Below are 16,602 nucleotides of genomic sequence, written 5' to 3'. Positions count from 1 at the left end.
GCCTGCCGGCGAAGCTGACGATAGCAGCACAGATGAGATTGCGTCAACGCAATTGATAGGCCATGGCATTGCGTCGTTGCCGGGTTATCTCTTGTCGCAAGGAGAGCGCGGGTCGCGCTCGCGAGAGGGCAAGATCATGAACCGCAATGGCATCCATCATGTGACGGCGATCGCCGGCAATGCGCGCCGCAATGTCGAATTCTACACTCGGACGCTCGGTCTCCGGCTGGTGAAGAAGACCGTCAATTTCGACGATCCCGGCACCTATCACTTCTATTATGGCGACGAGGTGGGTTCGCCCGGCACCATTCTCACCTTCTTCCCCTGGGACCACGTCGCTCCCGGCCGGCTCGGAATTGGTGAGACGCAGGAGACCGCGTTCCGCGTGCCGGCGGGCGCGATTGGCTACTGGACGCAGCGCTTTGTTGAGAAAGGCGTGGCGCACAGCGCGTCGGTGAAGCGCTTCGGCGAGAGTGTGCTGGCCTTCAAGGACCCGCACGGCATGCGCCTGGCGCTGGTCGGTGTGGTCGGCGCCGAGAACGAGCCGGCCTGGCTCGGCACCGACGTCCCCGCCGAGAACGCCATTCGCGGCTTTCACAGTGTGAACCTGCTGCTGGCCGAGGCGGCGCCAACGGGGGCGATCCTCACTGACGTGTTCGGCTTCACCGAAATCGGCCGCGAGGGTTCGCTCGTGCGCTTCAAGGCCGAGGGGACGGAGATCGGCGGGATCGTCGATATCCATGCGGCTGGCGGTTTCCTGCCGGCGCGCATGGGCGGCGGCTCGGTGCATCACATCGCCTTCCGCGCGGCCGACGACGCCGCCGAGTTCGCCATGGTGAAGAAGCTGCGCGAGAACCACGGCATCGCCACCACCGAGCAGAAGGACCGCAACTACTTCCGGTCCATCTACTTCCGCGAGCCCGGACATGTGCTGTTCGAGATCGCCACCGACATTCCCGGCTTTGCCGCCGACGAGCCGGTGGCGAGTCTTGGCGAGGCGCTGAAGCTGCCGGACTTCCTGGAGGGCCGCCGCAGCCAGATCGAGGCCGTGTTGCCCGAGATTGCCTGAACCTAAGGCGCCGCCCGTGACAGGGCGGCGCCACCAACCCGTCCAACCAGTAATACCTTCATGCTGAGGTGCTCGCGCAGCGAGCCTCGAAGGATGGTCGCGATAGTGCCCGCAGATCACATCCTTCACCGCCCGGCCGATGGCCGGGCACCTCAGGATGACGTTCACCCGGCGAATGCGTGCCGTTCGCTTACTCGCCGGGCGCTTTCATCCACATCGCAAGAGGAGGTCGTCATGACCGACGCCGCGCTTTCCTTCGTGCATCGCTTCGAGCCCGCCACAAAAGCGGGCGCTTCCCCGCTCCTGCTTCTGCATGGCACTGGCGGCGACGAGAACGACCTGATCCCGCTCGGCGGCATGATCGCGCCGGGTGCGGCCCTGCTGTCGCCGCGCGGCAAGGTTTTGGAGGGCGGGATGCCGCGCTTCTTCCGCCGCCTACGCGAAGGCGTGTTCGACGAGGACGATGTGCGCGCCCGGGCCGCCGAACTCGCCGCGTTCATCGCCGAGGCCCGCACAGTCTATGGCCTTGCCGCGCCAGTTGCGGTTGGCTTCTCCAACGGCGCCAATATCGCTGCCGCGCTGCTGCTGACGCAGCCGGACGTACTCGCCGGCGCGGTGCTCCTGCGCGCCATGGTGCCGCTGGCCGTTCCTCCCGCCGCCGATCTCGCCGGGCGTCGCATCCTGCTGCTCTCCGGTGCGATGGACCCTATCGTGCCGGAAGACAACGCTGCCCGCCTCGCCGGGCAATTGCGCGCGGCGGGGGCGGCGCTCGACCACCGCACCCTTCCGGTCGGGCACGGCCTTTCGCAGGCCGACCTGACTCTCGCCCGTCAGTGGATCGAGGGTCCGGCGCACGCTGTGGCCTAGGCGCGGCGGAACCGGATGCCTCCCGGTGCATTGCTGCCACGGCGGAGGTGTTTCACACTCGCGCCGTGGCAGCAGGCGGTCGGCGGAGGTTGGGATGCGTTGGGAAGATTTCCGCCGGAGCGGCAATGTCGAGGATCGGCGCGGCCACGGAGGCGGTCGGCTCGGTGGCGGGATGGGACGCGGCGGGCTTGGCATAGGCGGGCTCATCATTGTCGGCCTCATCGCCTGGGCCACCGGTATCAACCCCGCGGTGCTGATCGGCGGCGCCGAAATCCTGCTCGGCGATGGCAGCGGCACCAGCCAGCAGGCATCACCGCAGCGGCAAAACGCACCGGCGCGCACACTCAGCGCCGAGGATCAGAAGCTCGGCGATTTCGCCGCCGTGGTGCTGGCGCAGACCGAGGATGTGTGGACGCCGCTGTTCAAGGGCGAGGGCTCGGCCTACCGCCAGCCGGGCCTTGTGCTGTTTTCCGGCGGCACCCGCTCGGCCTGCGGCTCGGCCGATTCCGCGACCGGCCCGTTCTATTGCCCCCGCGACCAGAAAATCTATCTCGACACGGCCTTCTTCACCGAGCTGAACAAGCGCTTCAAAGCGCCGGGCGATTTTGCCGCCGCCTATGTCATCGCCCATGAGGTCGGCCACCATGTGGAGAACCAGATCGGCCTGCTGGAACAGGTGCAGGCGCGCCAGCGCCAGGCCTCGCGCACCGAGGCCAACGCCCTCTCGGTGCGTGTCGAGCTGATGGCCGATTGCCTCGCCGGCGTGTGGGCGCACCATGCCGATGCGCAGTGGCGCATTCTCGAAGACGGCGATATCGAGGAGGCGATGAATGCGGCCGCCGCCATCGGCGACGACCGCCTGCAGAAGCGGCAGCAGGGTTACGTGGTGCCCGATAGTTTCACCCACGGCACCTCTGCCCAGCGGGTGAGGTGGTTTAAGCAGGGGCTCGACAAAGGCTCGCTGGCGCAGTGCAACACCTTCAAGGGGGCCATCTGAGGGCCGCCCTACCGAGAGGCTGACATGAGTTCCGGTATTGCCTTCGTGCCGCTTTCCATCGCGGTGCTGACCATTTCTGACACCCGCACACCCGAGGATGACCGCTCGGGAAATACGTTGGTCGAGCGCATCGCGCAGGCCGGCCACCACCTCGCCGCCCGCGCCATCGTGCCTGATGATGTCGAGGCGATCCGCGCGCATGTGTCGGGCTGGGTTGCCGATGTGAACGTGGATGTCGTCATCACCACCGGCGGCACCGGCTTCACCGGCCGCGACGTGACCCCGGAGGCGGTGGAACCGCTGTTCGAGAAGCGCATGGAGGGTTTCTCCACCGTGTTCCACATGGTGTCCTTCGGCAAGATCGGCACCTCCACCCTGCAGAGCCGCGCCACTGCCGGCGTCGCCAATTCAACCTATATCTTCTGCCTGCCTGGCTCCCCCGGCGCCTGCCGCGACGGCTGGGACGAGATTCTCGTCCACCAGCTCGACATCCGCCACAAGCCCTGCAATTTCGTCGAAATTCTTCCCCGGCTCGATGAGCACCTCAAGCGCGGCAAGCTGCGCGCGCCTAGCTGAGCCTGGCGCCGGCGGAGCGGCTGACCTTCACCCTTCCTCCGGCAGCAGGATCTGCGAGCGCAGCAGGATAAGCCGCTTGCGCCCGACCCGCGCCAGCAGGCGCCGATTGGCGTTGGGCCCGGGGGTGTGGCCGCCGAGCGCCTCATAAAGCCGGCGGTGCAGCAGTAACCCCTGTTCGGGGCGCGGACGGCCGGTAATGGCATGGCGCATCATCGCCGCCGCCTCCCTCACCCGCGGCGAAACGCCGAAGCCATCCAGAGCCAGCCGGAAGGTGGCGGCCCGCCGCTCACTGGTCCCGGTCCGTTCGACCTGATCGGTGAAGTTGCGCACCTCGCGTGCCCAACCTTCCTGCAAGAGGCCCGTCGGTTCCAGAAACAGCAACCAGGAGGCCCGCGCCGCTGCCGCGCCCTGGCGCAGCCTTGCACCATGATCGGCCGGGCCAGCCAGATACTCGCATCCCGCGGCGTCGGCGATCTCCGCGACGTCGCCGGACGGGGCAGAATCGACGAGCAGCACTTCACGCACCAGCCCTGCGGCGGCGCCCGGCACGAGCGAGGCGAGGGTGGGAATCAGCCGCTTGGCGCCCGAACCTGTAGGAATGACGACCGAGATCACGCCGCGGACACCCTTGATGATCTGGGTCTGGAGAAGGCCGGGGAGCTGCCCCGAGCCTGATGGAGAGAGCTTTTCCTGCCTATCGCACCGTCTTGCGCCCGTACAGCCCGGCTGTCGCAATTCGGTCAATGTTCTTGATATGTTCTATTGGCTGCGCTAGAGATTCCATTATGCAACGCCCCGCTCCCGATCGGCCCTCCGGCCCGCCACCACCCCCTTCTGCCCCCCGGCATCTGGGACGGCTGGCGCAGCAGCGCCGCGACGCCCGCGCGCTGGAGCGTGCGGAGGCCGCCCGCGACCTTGCCGGCCTGTCGGACATGGACGCGGTGGCGCCCGCGCCCATGCCAGACTGGATGGTGGAGGCCGAGCGGCGGCGCGGGCGCGGCGCTCTTTCCAATCCGGCGGGCCGCTTCGAGCCGCACAGCCGTGAGCGCTTCGACGATGGCTGGCAGGGGCTGGACGATCTGCCCCCGTTCCGCACCAGTGTGACGGTGGAGAAGCCGCGCACCATCATCAACCGCAATGAATCGCCCGATGTCGGCTTCGACCGCTCGATCAATCCGTATCGCGGCTGCGAGCACGGCTGCGTCTACTGTTTTGCCCGGCCGACCCACGCCTATCAGGGCCTTTCCGCCGGGCTGGATTTCGAGACCAAGCTGTTCGCCAAGCCGGACGCGCCGGAGCTTCTGGCCAAGGAACTCGCCAAGCCTGGCTATGAGCCGCGTACCATCGCGCTCGGCATCAATACCGACGGCTACCAGCCGATCGAGCGCGAGTGGCGGTTGACCCGGCGCATCCTCGAAGTGCTGCGCGATTTCGGCCATCCGGTCGGCATCGTCACAAAATCGGCGCTGGTGGTGCGCGATTTCGATATTCTCGGCCCCATGGCGGAGAAGGGCCTGGTGAAGGTGGCGCTGTCCATCACCACGCTCGACGCCAAGCTGGCGCGGATCATGGAACCGCGCGCGGCGACACCGTCGCGGCGGCTGGACACGCTGCGCCGGCTGTCCGAAGCCGGCGTGCCGACCGCCGTTCTGGTCGCGCCGGTGATTCCTGCCGTCACCGATGCGGAATTGGAGCGCATCCTAGATGCGGCGGTGGCGGCCGGCGCGACGGAAGCCGGCTATGTCATGCTGCGGGTGCCGCTGGAAATCCGCGACCTTTTTCGTGAATGGCTGCTTACTCATTTCCCCGACCGCTACCGCCATGTGCTCTCGCTGCTGAAGGAACTGCATGGCGGGCGCGAATATGATTCCACCTTCGGCCAGCGCATGACCGGCACCGGCCCCTATGCCTGGACTCTGGCGCGGCGCTTCGAGATCGCGGCGGAGCGGCTCGGGCTCAACCGCCGCCATACCCGCCTGACCACCCGCCATTTCACCCGCCCGCCGCAGAAGGGCGAGCAATTGTCGTTGTTCGGAGAGGGCATATGAGCGGGCAGGACGGTATGGAACGGGGCGAGACGGAAGCCTGCGCGGCGGCATATGTTCCAGGGTCCGAGCCGAAGGCGGCGACGCGCACACTGCCACCGCTGCGCCTCTCGCTGGTGACGCTCGGCGTTGCCGACCTGAAGCGGGCGGTGGCGTTCTATGAGGCGCTCGGGCTGGAGCGGCGGGTGAAGGAGGCCACGGGTGCTGCCTTCTTCGATGCCGGCGGCGTGGTTCTCTCGCTCTATCCGCGTACGGAACTTGCCGCCGATGCCGGCGTGCTGGCGGGCCGCCCGGGGGCGTTCGGCGGCATCGCGCTGGCCTGCAACCGGGCGAGCCGGTCGGAGGTGGACACCACGCTGATCCGCGCCGTGGCGGCGGGAGGGCGGGCGCTGCGCCCGGCGCAGCCGACCTTCTGGGGCGGCTATTCAGGCTATGTCGCCGATCCCGACGGCCACCCTTGGGAGATCGCCCACAATCCCGGCTTTCCCTTCGACGCCGCCGGCCGCATCGTGCTGCCGGAGTGACGGTGAGGCCTCACCGGCAGGGCGTGCGCGTCGGGCGCGCGAGCTACTGGAGCGGTTCGCTGCGGGGGAGGCGGAAGAGCGTCGGCTGTGCGCAGCCGGCGTGGCTCGGGGGCCGGAGGCGTCCAGCACAACTGCGTGCCGCCGGCGCGGCTGCGCCTTCCGGCCGCTTGGCCTGTGGGATCATACGTGGTCACCCCGGCGCGGCTCATGCGCCGGGGCCGAACGGGCAGCGAACTGCGATGGTCGGGCTTCAGTTAGCGCCGAGCAGCGGCGCCAGTTCCTTGTCGAGCTGCTCGGGGCTCAGTGCGCCGGACACCTTCTTGCCGTTGATGAAGAAAGTGGGGGTGGAATCGATGCCGAGTTCGGCACCGCGCTTGGCGACCTCGTCGATCTGGCCGGCCAGCTTGGTGTCGTTGAGGCAGGCGTTGAACTGTTCCTCGGTCATACCGCTCTGCTTGGCGATGGCGAGGAGCGCCTGCGCCGGGTTGTTCGAGAACGCCCAGTTCTTCTGGGTCTCGAACAGCGTGTCGGTCATCGGGTAATATTTGCCCTCGCCGCCGCAGCGCGCGAGCATGAAGGCGGCCTTGGCGACGATGTCGAGCGGGAACTCGCGCAGGATGAAGCGCACCTTGCCGGTGTCGATGTATTTCTCCTTGAGCACCGGATAGGTGGTCTCATGGAAATGCGCGCAGTGGCCGCAGGTCATCGAGGCATATTCGACGATCGTGACGGGCGCGTCGGCCTTGCCGAGTACCTGGTCGGGCAGGGCGCCCGGCGCCATCAGCTTCTCGGTATCAACCGTCTGCGCCTCGGCGCGGCCGATCAGGCTGCCGCCAAGCGTCTTGAAGGCGGCAAGGGTGAGGGCGAGGGCGCCTATACCTTCGAGGAAGCGACGGCGGTCGATCATTGTCGGTCTCCAGAAGCAGCCGGGCGTTCCCGCCGGCCTTGAATGCCTGTGTCTTGTGTCTGTCTCTAGCGCCTACAGCCCACGCGACGTCCTGGCAACGGGGCGCTGCCGCCGCGTGCCTCACCGCTGCGTGAAACCGGGTCGATTGCCACGGCTGCTATCACCACTGTTGCAGTCACCTTTGTCGCGTGTCTCGCGCGCCACCAGCGCGCCGAGCCGGGCCAGGGCGGTGGCCAGTGCCTCATCCTCGAACGCGCCGGCGACGGCCGCGATTCGCTGCTGGGCGGCACCGCACTCCGTCGCATTGGGCTCCCGAAAGCGGAAGCGCGGGCGCGGGCGCGGCACCGGCCCCTGCTTGAGCGCCAGTCGGCCGATGCAGCGCCAGCCGAAATAGCGGTTCACCCGGTCGATCACGATTGGCGCGTCGTGCTGCAGTTCGATGGCAAAGCCGCCTTCGACCCGCACATGCAGCACGCCCGGCTCGACGCTGTCCGGCCGCGGGGGCCAGGCGAGCTTGATCGGCATCGCGCGCGCCGCCAGCGCCTCGCCGACAATGTCGGCCCAGCGGGTGACGATCTCCACTGAGGCGAGGCCGCGCTTGCGGCAACTCTCGGCGATGGTGGCGTCGATCAGGTCGGCGAGCGGGCGGGGACGGGAGCGGGGGGCCATCATAATCTCGTCTTGCCCGGCGTCGCCGATACGGCCACGGTACGGGCATTGTTCCTGAGGATCGCATGCCTGCCGCCGCCAATCCAGCCACCGCCGACGCGCTTTCGCGCCCCAATCCTGCCGCGCTGCTCGCCTGGTATGATCGCCACCGGCGCCGCCTGCCCTGGCGGGCCCCGCCCGGCGAACGGCAGGACCCCTACCGGGTGTTCCTGTCGGAAATCATGCTGCAGCAGACCACGGTGGTGACGGTCGCGCCCTATTACGCCGCCTTCCTGCGCCGCTGGCCGGATGTGCATGCGCTGGCTGGCGCGCCGCTGGAAGAGGTGCTCTCCGCCTGGGCTGGCCTCGGTTACTACGCCCGCGCGCGCAATCTCCATGCCTGTGCCAAGGCGGTGGCTGAGCGCCACGGCGGGCAGTTTCCGGCCGATGAGGCGGCGCTTCTCGCGCTGCCGGGCATCGGCCCCTATACGGCCGCCGCGATCGCCGCCATCGCCTTCGAGCGCAGCGCCGCGCCGGTTGACGGCAATTGGGAGCGGGTGGTGGCGCGGCTGTTCGCGGTGGCTGACCCTCTCCCTAAAGCACGGCAGAAGCTTCAGGCGCTGGCACTCACCTTGTTGCCACCGGCGCGTCATGGCGATTTCGCCCAGGCGATGATGGACCTTGGCGCCACCATCTGCACGCCGCGCAAGCCCGCCTGCGCCCTGTGCCCCTGGCAGAACCCCTGTGCCGCACGTGCCGAGGGCGCGCCCGAGCGCTACCCGGTCAAGGCAGCGAAGGCGGCGCGCCCGACCCGCCAGGGTGTCGCCTTCCTCGCTGTGCGGGCGGATGGCGCCGTGCTGGTGCGCTCGCGTTCGCCCAAGGGGCTGCTTGGAGGGATGACCGAGGTGCCTTCCACTCCTTGGGAGAGCGGCGGCAGCGCGCACCCCTCCGCTCACGCCCCCTTCAAGGTGTCGTGGACCGCGCTCAACGCCACCGTCACCCATGTGTTCAGCCATTTTGCGCTGGAGCTGCAGTTGTGGCGAGCCGAGGTGTCGGCCGACGCCCTCGCCCCGGATGGACATCGCTGGGTATTGCCGAGCGGCTTCGATGACGAGGCGTTTCCAAGCGTCATGCGCAAGGTGCTTGCCTACGCCTAGCGGTTTTGGCGGGCCCAGAATGAACCTTCAGACGCCTTGCTCGTTATTCCTGCAAGCCGCGAACGAGCGGATCAAACAGGAGATGACGACCATGGGTAGCACGATGGACAAGGCCAAGGGTATGGGCAACGAGGCCATGGGCAATGTGAAACAGGGTGTCGGCAAGATGACCGATTCCGAGCGTCTTCAGGCCGAAGGCAAGGTGCAGGAGCTCAAGGGTGAGGCCCAGCAGGCCAAGGGTGAAGTCAAGGAGCAGGTCAAGAAGGCCGGCAACCTCTGACCACCAGCGATCGCCTAGGACAAGGCCGCCCTCCCGGGCGGCCTTTTTCATTCCCGGGCGCCACTAGCAAAGGATATCGGCTTACTCCGCCGCCATTGCCATTTCGGAACGAACGACGGAACGCAGCGTGTCGATCGGCTTCAGCCCGTCGCGGGTGACAATGTGCCAGTAGGTCCAGCCATTGCAGGCCTCCAGGCCTTGGGCGAGGGCTCCGGCGCGGTGGATGGAGCCGATCTGGCCGAGGCCCGGCGCGGTCTCCAGAGACAGCGTCCCGTCCGCCCGCACCATGGCTCGCACCTTCGCCTTGGCATCGGTGAGCTGGGTGCCGGGTGTCAGCAGGCCACGCTCGACTAGCGAATTGAAGGCGATGCGCGGTGCCTCACGCGCCGTGGGCGCGGGGATGAGGGCAAGATCGGGCAGCGGCTCGACCGCATCAATGCGGGCCTGCGCCGCATCGGCATAAGTGGCGTCGCGCTCGATGCCGATGAAATGCCGGCCGAGGCGCTTGGCCACCGCCGCCGTCGTACCCGAGCCGAGGAAGGGGTCGAGCACCACGTCGCCGGGCTTCGAGGCGGAGAGGATGACGCGGGCCAGCAGCGCTTCCGGCTTCTGTGTCGGGTGCACCTTGTGGCCGTCCTCGTCCTTCAGCCGCTCATGGCCCGAGCAGATCGGGAACAGCCAGTCGGAGCGCATCTGCACGTCCTCGTTGGCTGCCTTCAGCGCCTCATAATTGAAGGTGTAGCCCTTCGCCTCCGGCTCGCGCGCCGCCCAGATCAGCGTTTCATGGGCATTGGTGAAGCGCCGGCCGCGGAAATTCGGCATCGGGTTGGTCTTGCGCCAGACGATGTCATTCAGGATCCAGAAATCGAGGTCCTGCAGCAGGGCGCCGACGCGGAAGATGTTGTGATAGGAGCCGATCACCCACAGCGTGCCGGTGGGCTTGAGCACACGCCGCACCGCCAGCAACCAGGCGCGGGTGAAGGCGTCATAGGCCTCGAAACTGTCGAACTTGTCCCAAGCGTCGTCCACCGCGTCGACCCGGCTGTCGTCGGGACGCTTCAATTCGCCCTGAAGCTGGAGATTATAGGGCGGGTCGGCGAAGACGAGGTCGACCGAGGCGGCCGGAAGCCGTGACAGAGCGGCGATGCAATCGCCACGCACAATGCTGTCAAGGGGGAGGTTGGAGGGCAGGCCAGCGGAACGGGCAATGCCGGATCGGGGAGCCCTCGGGGCCTCCCCGTTGCGAACGACCTTCATGAACGCTCTACCCTACTCGTAACGGATGCAACGGAACTCGTGTATCCACAATCTCCGCCGGACAGGGTAAAGACCGGGTAAAGCGATGCCGCCAAAACTGCATTCATCGATATCGTCGGCAAACTCGCCCGTCAGCCCGTCGCAGCCAGGCTCGTCCCGCCCGATGGCCGAAGGCCTGCCGCGCTGGCATGGCGACGGGCTGCTCGGCCGCTCGCTGCGCTTCACCGCAACGGTGATGGCGCCGATGGCGGCGGGGCTGTCGCTGCATCAGAATTACTGGGTTGGCTATGCGCTGCTCACCTGCATCCTCGGATTCACGCTCGACACCGGCGGTACCGCCCGGCAACGCGCGGCACTGTTTGCGACGGCTGGCCTTGTGGTTCTGGCTGGCGCCATGCTTGGTGCGCTCGTGGCCGGCCATCTGTGGCTGACAGCGATCGCGCTGGTGGCCACCGCCGCGCTCTATGCGCTGGTGGAGGCGGTGCATCCAAGCGCCGCTTTTGCCGCGCGCTTCTTTTGCCTCGCCACCGCCATCGCCGCGCTCGACGTGCCCTTCCTGCCCGGCGATGTCGGTGTGATGGCCATCTTCGCCGCCTATGCCTGGCTGGTGTCGGTGGGGTGGGACGTGATGACCGGCCTTCGGCGGGCGTCGACCGCGCCGACGCTCTCCGCCATAGCCGTGCATCTGCGCGCGACGAGGGGGGAGCGGCTGCTCTTCGCCGGCATTGTGTCGGTGGCGGTAGCGGCGTCCTTTCTGGTGGGCCGCCTGCTCGGCCTGCCACACCCGCACTGGGCGGTGTTCGCGGTGGTGATCGTGCTGCGCGACGACACCCATTTCAGCCGCCGGATGATGGTCGATCTGGTGCTCGGCACGGTGCTCGGGGCGGGCGCGGCCTTTATCTACGGCGCGTTGGTCACCTCGCCGGCCGGGCTGATGACCGGCCTGACTCTTGCGGCACTGGTGCGCTGGCCGGGGCAGCGCCTGCACGGCGCGCTAGGCATGGCTGCAATGGCGGCGTTTATCATCCTGCTGCTGCAGCTCGTCGGCACGCTGATGGCCGTACCCATCCACGCCGCCGCCGACCGGGTGGCGGATGTCACGCTGGGCTGCGCTTTCGCGCTGGCGGCGCTGATGGTCAATGCGCGCCTGCGCCGGTGGCTGGGCTGGCAGCCGGTCTGACCGGCACGCGGGGAAGCGCGCAAATGAGGCTGCAAACCGCAACATGTCGTGGATCGAGCCGCTCACGCCACTTGAACTTGTGGCTGGCGGGCGGCACCCTAGGCTCATGAAATTCACCCGCCTGCGCCTTACCGGCTTCAAGACCTTTGTCGAGCCGACGGAAATGCTGATCGAGCCCGGCCTCACCGGCATTGTGGGCCCGAATGGCTGCGGCAAGTCCAACCTTGTCGAGGCGATGCGCTGGGTAATGGGCGAGAGTTCCTACAAGGCGATGCGCGCCGAGGGCATGGACGACGTCATCTTCGGCGGCTCGACCACACGGCCCGCCCGCAATACCGCCGAGGTGGTGCTGGTGGTCGACAATGCCGACCGCTCGGCCCCGGCCGTGTTCAACGATGCCGACCTGTTGGAAATCTCCCGCCGCATCGAGCGTGAGGCGGGGTCCTCCTACCGCATCAACGGGCGCGAGGCGCGGGCGAGGGACGTGCAGATTCTGTTCGCTGACGCTTCCTCCGGCTCACGCTCGCCCTCCATGGTGCGGCAGGGGCAGATCGGCGAGATCGTCGGCGCCAAGCCTACAGCCCGGCGCCGCCTGCTGGAGGAGGCCGCCGGCGTCGCCGGCCTGCATGCCCGCCGGCACGAAGCCGAGATGCGGCTGCGTGCCGCCGAGACCAACCTGACCCGCCTCGAAGACGTCATCGGCCAGATCACCGGCCAGCTCGACGCGTTGCGCCGCCAGTCGCGGCAGGCGTCGCGCTACCGGGTGCTTTCCGCCGATATCCGCAAGGCCGAGGCGGCGCTGCTCTGGCTGCGCTGGCTGGAGGCGGAGGGTGGGCTCAGCGAGGCCAGCCGGGCGCTCGATCTCGCCGTGCGCGAAGTGGCTGCCCGGACGTTGCAGCAGGGCGAGGCATCACGCGCTGCAGCCATCGCGGCCCACGGAATCCCCTCCTTGCGTGAGGCCGATGCCGTCGCCGCCGCAACGCTGCAGCGCCTGACATTGGCCCGCGGCGAACTCGACCGCGAGGAAGCCCGCGCCGGCGCCCGCCGTGAAGAGCTCGACCGTCGCCTCGCCCAGCTGGGCGGCGACATGGAGCGCGAGCGGGCGCTGGAGAAGGACGCCGGCGAGATGCTGGAGCGCCTTGCCCAGGAAGCCGAAGAGCTGGCTTTCGCGCAGGAACAGGCGGCCCAGCTTGAAGACGAGGCGCTCGCGCTAAATGGCGAAGCCGTTGGCCGGCTTGCCGAATCCGAGCGCGCCTTTGCTGAGGCGACAGCCGCCAATGCCGAAGCTGCCGCCCGGCGTGGGGCGTTGGAGCGCGCCCTGCGCGAGGCAGGCGAGCGCCTGTCGCGCCTCGACCGCGACGTAGAGCAGCTCTCCGGCCAGAGGCGCCAGCTGGAAGCCAATGTCGACGCCGCACGGCTCGACGAGCGGCGCGAGAGGGCCGAGCTGGCACAGGAGGCCTTCGTCACCGCCGAGGCGGCGGCGCAAGAGGCCGAGAACGCTCATGTGGGTGCCCGCGCCGCGCTCGACCAGGCCCGCCGCCCGCTGGCCGAGGCCGAGCGGGCCGCCCAGCGGCTGGACACCGAAGCACGCACGCTGGCCAAGCTGCTCGATGTCGGCACGCCCCGTCGCTGGTCGCCGGTGCTCGACTTCATCGAGGTGGAGCGCGGCTTCGAGGCCGCGCTGGGCGCGGCGCTCGGCGACGATCTCGACGCGCCGTCGGACAGCGCTGCGCCGGTGCACTGGACGCTGATCGCCCCCCTTGGCGACGCGCCGCTGCCCGACGGTGCTGAACCGCTCGCCTCGCATGTAATTGCGCCCAAGGTACTGGCCCGCCGCCTCAACCAGATTGGCGTGGTGGCTCGCGCAGACGGGCCGCGCCTCGCCGCGCACCTGAGGAGCGGCCAGCGCCTGGTCTCCCGCGAGGGCGATCTGTGGCGCTGGGACGGCCTCATCGCCGCTGCGGACGCCCCCACCGCCGCGGCCCGCCGGCTGGCCGAGCGCAACCGTCTGGCCGATATCGAGGCGCAGCTTGAAGGTGCCCGCGCCGAGGTAGCCCGCCATCGCCGCGATCTTGAGGCCTCTGAGGCCGCCCTGCGCGCCGCCGGCGCCCGCGAGAACGCCGCCCGCGAGGCCCGCCGCGCCAGTCTGCGCGCTATGGAGACCGCGCGCGACGAACTTGCCCGTGCCGAACGCGCCGCCGCCGAGCAGAGCGCCCGCCTCGCCGCCCTCGGTGCCAATCTGGTGCGCCTTCAGGAAGATCGCGAGATCGCCGCGATCACGCTCGAAGAGGCCCGCGCCGACGTCGCCGACCAACCCCCGCCCGCCGCGGGCGAGGCGCAACTGGCGGAGATCCGCGCTCGTGTTGCCATGGACCGCGCCGTTCTGGCGGAAACGCGGGTAAAGGCCGATGCGCTAGTGCGCGAGCGCGAGCAGCGCGTGCGGCGCCTCTCCACCATCGCCGCCGAGCGCGCCTCCTGGGAAGCGCGGGCCGGCGGAACGGGCGAGCGGGTGGCCGCGCTGCAGGCGCGCCTTTCTGAAGCCGCCAGCGAGCGCGACGATCTCGATGATGCGCCGGTGCGCTTCGCCGCCCGGCGGCGGGCGTTGCTCGACGAGGTTGCCCGTGCCGAGGCAGCGCGCCGCGAGGCGGCCGACCGGCTGGCGAGCGCCGAATCGCTTCAGGTGGAGGGCGACAAGCTCGCCCGCGCCACGCTCGAGGCACTGGCCGCCGCCCGCGAAGAGAGCGCTCGCGCCGAGGCACGGGTGGAGGCTGCCCGCCAGCGGCGCGAAGACCTGGCGCGCGAAATTGGCGACGTCCTCGACGGACCGCCCGAGAGCGCGCGCGACATCGCCGGATTCACCCCTGAGGCGGAACTCCCGGTTCTGGCTGAGCTCGACCTCCAGCTCGGTCGGCTCAAGGCTGACCGTGAGCGACTGGGCGCTGTCAATCTTCGCGCCGAAGACGAGTTGATCGAGATCGAGACCCAACAGAAGGGCCTTACCGGCGAGCGCGACGACCTGACCGAGGCGATCAAGCGTCTGCGCCACGGCATTTACGGTCTCAACCGGGAGGCGCGCGAGCGGCTTCAGGCGAGCTTCAATGTCGTCGACGGGCATTTCCGCCAGCTGTTCACTACGCTGTTTGGCGGCGGCGAGGCGCAGCTTGTGTTGACTGATTCGGACGACCCGCTGGAGGCTGGCCTCGACATCATTGCCAAGCCACCCGGCAAGAAGCCTCAATCACTCTCCTTGCTCTCCGGCGGCGAGCAGGCGCTGACCGCTATGGCACTGATCTTCGCCGTCTTCCTCACTAATCCGGCGCCGATATGCGTGCTGGACGAGGTGGATGCGCCGCTCGATGATTCCAATGTCGAACGCTTCTGCAACCTGCTCGACGAGATGCGCCGCCTCACTGAGACCCGCTTCGTCACCATCACCCACAACCCGATCACCATGAGCCGGATGAACCGTTTGTTCGGCGTCACCATGGCCGAGCGCGGCGTGTCGAAGCTGGTCTCGGTCGATCTGGCTACCGCCGAACGCTTCTTGGAGGCGAGCTGACGGGTCAGCGCACCATTTCGGGTGCGTCGCTGGCATGCCAAAAACATCGCCGATCCCTTCCCTTGGTGCAGGATGCGATCGAAACGCCTGCGACAGAGCGTCCTGACTTTGCTTTTGTTCAGGCATTTCAATGGCTTAAAAGATGAGTTCACATCCTTGACACCCCTAGGAGCGAACACTATGGTGCGCCCGTCTTCGGGGTCGGGAAGTCCTTCTCCGGTCAGGCTTGAGTGCGGATGATGGGCGACCGAAAAAACACGGACGACCATGGCGGCTCAGCGCAGCCGGACCCGTCCGAGGCTGAGCTCCTGGGCCGACTTCGTGGTCTTGGCAGTGCGCTGGATAAGGTGCAGGCCGAGCGGCAAGCCGAGGAGAAGGCGTCCGCCACTCAGGATCGGACGTCGTCTTCAGCCGGCATGACGCTGGCGTTTCGGCTGGGTGCCGAATTCGTCGCGGGTGTGCTGGTCGGTGCTGGCCTCGGCTGGGCCATCGATCGTTTTCTCGGCATCGCGCCGTGGGGAATGATCGTCTTTATGCTGCTGGGCTTTGGCGCGGGCATCGTGAACATGATGCGCGCGGCGGGGGAAACCGGCCGCAAGAGTCCGCCCAAGGGTGGTGCATAGGGAATTTCGGTGCCGGCCCTGTGGCGGGTGCCAGATAAAAGGACGGTGCCGCTCCGGCGGTGCTTGAGATGGGGGCGAGCGCCAGCGGCGCCGCGTGTTGAGGGCAGCGACCGGCGATGGCCAGCGGCAGTGTGATCGATCCGATCCATCAGTTCCAGATCATCAAGATCGTGGAATTGGGGCAGCCTGGCGGCGTCGAGCTCGCCTTCACCAATTCTGCCGCGTTCATGTTCGGCATTGTGGCGCTGGTGTTCTTCTTCCTCACCTTCGCCACTCGTGGCCGTACCCTCGTTCCCGGGCGTCTGCAGTCGCTGGCCGAGCTCTCCTACGAATTCGTCGCCTCCACCGTGCGCGGCTCGGCGGGTAATGAGGGGATGAAGTTCTTCCCCCTCGTGTTTTCCCTCTTCATCTTCGTGCTGACCGCCAACATGGTCGGCATGATCCCCTATGCCTTCACCGTCACCAGCCATCTGATTGTCACCGCGGCGCTGGCGCTGCTCGTCATCCTGACGGTCATCATTTATGGCTTCGTGCGCCACGGCACCCATTTCCTGCACCTGTTTGTGCCCTCGGGCGTGCCGGCCTTCCTGCTGCCCTTCATGGTCGTGATCGAGGTCATCTCGTTCCTCTCGCGCCCCATCAGCCTCTCGCTGCGTCTCTTCGCCAACATGCTGGCGGGCCATATCGCCATGAAGGTGTTCGCCGGCTTCATCGTGATGATGACGGCCTCGGGCGTCGTCGGGTGGTTCGGTGCCGTTCTGCCGCTGTTCATGGTGGTGGCGCTGACGGCCCTCGAATTCCTGGTCGCCGCCCTGCAGGCCTATGTGTTTGCGGTGCTGACCTGCATCTATCTCAACGACGCGCTCCACCCCGGTCACTGACCCGCGCGTCGCGGGAAGCTCATCCAGCCATC

16 protein-coding genes are annotated in these 16,602 nt (G+C 68.0%); 12 read left to right on the top strand and 4 right to left on the bottom strand.

Features of this window, described 5'->3' with window-relative positions:
• The first annotated feature begins 136 nt into the window (after positions 1-136).
• From BLO63_RS08060 to moaB, 4 genes are all read left to right on the top strand, one after another.
• Positions 137-1,069 (top strand): ring-cleaving dioxygenase, encoded by a 933-nt coding sequence (locus BLO63_RS08060; RefSeq protein WP_091438629.1) that lies wholly within the window; start codon positions 137-139, stop codon positions 1,067-1,069.
• Positions 1,070-1,303: 234 nt separating this feature from the next.
• Positions 1,304-1,936: an alpha/beta hydrolase gene (locus BLO63_RS08055; RefSeq protein ID WP_091438626.1), complete on the top strand. Its 633-nt coding sequence runs from the start codon at positions 1,304-1,306 to the stop codon at positions 1,934-1,936.
• A gap of 94 nt (positions 1,937-2,030) precedes the next feature.
• Positions 2,031-2,933, top strand: coding sequence for a KPN_02809 family neutral zinc metallopeptidase (ypfJ, locus tag BLO63_RS08050; RefSeq protein WP_091438623.1), 903 nt, complete (start codon positions 2,031-2,033; stop codon positions 2,931-2,933).
• A 24-nt stretch (positions 2,934-2,957) separates the two neighbouring features.
• Positions 2,958-3,509 (top strand): molybdenum cofactor biosynthesis protein B, encoded by a 552-nt coding sequence (gene moaB / locus BLO63_RS08045; protein ID WP_091438621.1) that lies wholly within the window; start codon positions 2,958-2,960, stop codon positions 3,507-3,509.
• 27 nt (positions 3,510-3,536) lie between these two features.
• Here moaB and BLO63_RS08040 read toward each other — a convergent pair whose 3' ends face one another.
• On the bottom strand, positions 3,537-4,124 hold the full coding sequence (locus tag BLO63_RS08040) for a glycosyltransferase family protein (protein WP_091438618.1): 588 nt from the start codon (positions 4,122-4,124) through the stop codon (positions 3,537-3,539).
• 317 nt (positions 4,125-4,441) lie between these two features.
• Between BLO63_RS08040 and BLO63_RS08035 the strand changes: the two genes are divergently transcribed.
• Both BLO63_RS08035 and BLO63_RS08030 read left to right on the top strand, forming a co-directional pair.
• Entirely contained in the window at positions 4,442-5,557 is a 1,116-nt protein-coding gene (locus BLO63_RS08035; protein ID WP_205409292.1) for a PA0069 family radical SAM protein, read from the top strand.
• Positions 5,554-6,078, top strand: coding sequence for a VOC family protein (locus tag BLO63_RS08030; protein WP_425284322.1), 525 nt, complete (start codon positions 5,554-5,556; stop codon positions 6,076-6,078). The genes BLO63_RS08035 and BLO63_RS08030 overlap by 4 nt, the downstream gene beginning before the upstream one ends.
• Before the next feature lie 250 nt (positions 6,079-6,328).
• On the opposite strand, the gene BLO63_RS08025 is transcribed toward BLO63_RS08030, so the two are convergent.
• On the bottom strand, positions 6,329-6,985 hold the full coding sequence (locus BLO63_RS08025; RefSeq protein WP_091438615.1) for a DsbA family protein: 657 nt from the start codon (positions 6,983-6,985) through the stop codon (positions 6,329-6,331).
• A gap of 120 nt (positions 6,986-7,105) precedes the next feature.
• Positions 7,106-7,654: a DUF721 domain-containing protein gene (locus BLO63_RS08020; RefSeq protein ID WP_091438612.1), complete on the bottom strand. Its 549-nt coding sequence runs from the start codon at positions 7,652-7,654 to the stop codon at positions 7,106-7,108.
• Between the two features lie 65 nt (positions 7,655-7,719).
• On the opposite strand from BLO63_RS08020, the gene mutY reads away from it, so the two are divergent.
• Both mutY and BLO63_RS08010 read left to right on the top strand, forming a co-directional pair.
• The gene (mutY, locus tag BLO63_RS08015) at positions 7,720-8,790 is read left to right on the top strand and encodes an A/G-specific adenine glycosylase (protein ID WP_091438609.1); all 1,071 of its coding nucleotides are present in this window, start codon (positions 7,720-7,722) and stop codon (positions 8,788-8,790) included.
• A 91-nt stretch (positions 8,791-8,881) separates the two neighbouring features.
• Entirely contained in the window at positions 8,882-9,070 is a 189-nt protein-coding gene (locus tag BLO63_RS08010; RefSeq protein ID WP_091438608.1) for a CsbD family protein, read from the top strand.
• Positions 9,071-9,151: 81 nt separating this feature from the next.
• On the opposite strand, the gene BLO63_RS08005 is transcribed toward BLO63_RS08010, so the two are convergent.
• On the bottom strand, positions 9,152-10,327 hold the full coding sequence (locus tag BLO63_RS08005) for a site-specific DNA-methyltransferase (RefSeq protein ID WP_091438605.1): 1,176 nt from the start codon (positions 10,325-10,327) through the stop codon (positions 9,152-9,154).
• A gap of 163 nt (positions 10,328-10,490) precedes the next feature.
• On the opposite strand from BLO63_RS08005, the gene BLO63_RS08000 reads away from it, so the two are divergent.
• From BLO63_RS08000 to BLO63_RS07985, 4 genes are all read left to right on the top strand, one after another.
• A complete protein-coding gene (locus tag BLO63_RS08000) occupies positions 10,491-11,507 on the top strand; it encodes an FUSC family protein (RefSeq protein WP_244517725.1) in 1,017 nt (338 codons plus the stop codon).
• 106 nt (positions 11,508-11,613) lie between these two features.
• A complete protein-coding gene (locus BLO63_RS07995; protein ID WP_091438604.1) occupies positions 11,614-15,066 on the top strand; it encodes a chromosome segregation SMC family protein in 3,453 nt (1,150 codons plus the stop codon).
• A 236-nt stretch (positions 15,067-15,302) separates the two neighbouring features.
• A complete protein-coding gene (locus BLO63_RS07990; RefSeq protein WP_091438601.1) occupies positions 15,303-15,689 on the top strand; it encodes an AtpZ/AtpI family protein in 387 nt (128 codons plus the stop codon).
• Between the two features lie 131 nt (positions 15,690-15,820).
• Positions 15,821-16,570 carry a F0F1 ATP synthase subunit A gene (locus BLO63_RS07985; protein ID WP_026221270.1) on the top strand — a complete coding sequence of 250 codons (750 nt, stop codon included), beginning with the start codon at positions 15,821-15,823 and terminating at the stop codon, positions 16,568-16,570.
• Positions 16,571-16,602: the final 32 nt, after the last annotated feature.

The organism is Ancylobacter rudongensis (assembly GCF_900100155.1).
In the GTDB taxonomy this organism is placed as follows: Bacteria; Pseudomonadota; Alphaproteobacteria; order Rhizobiales; family Xanthobacteraceae; genus Ancylobacter; species Ancylobacter rudongensis.
This window is presented reverse-complemented; position numbering and strand designations above follow the sequence as displayed.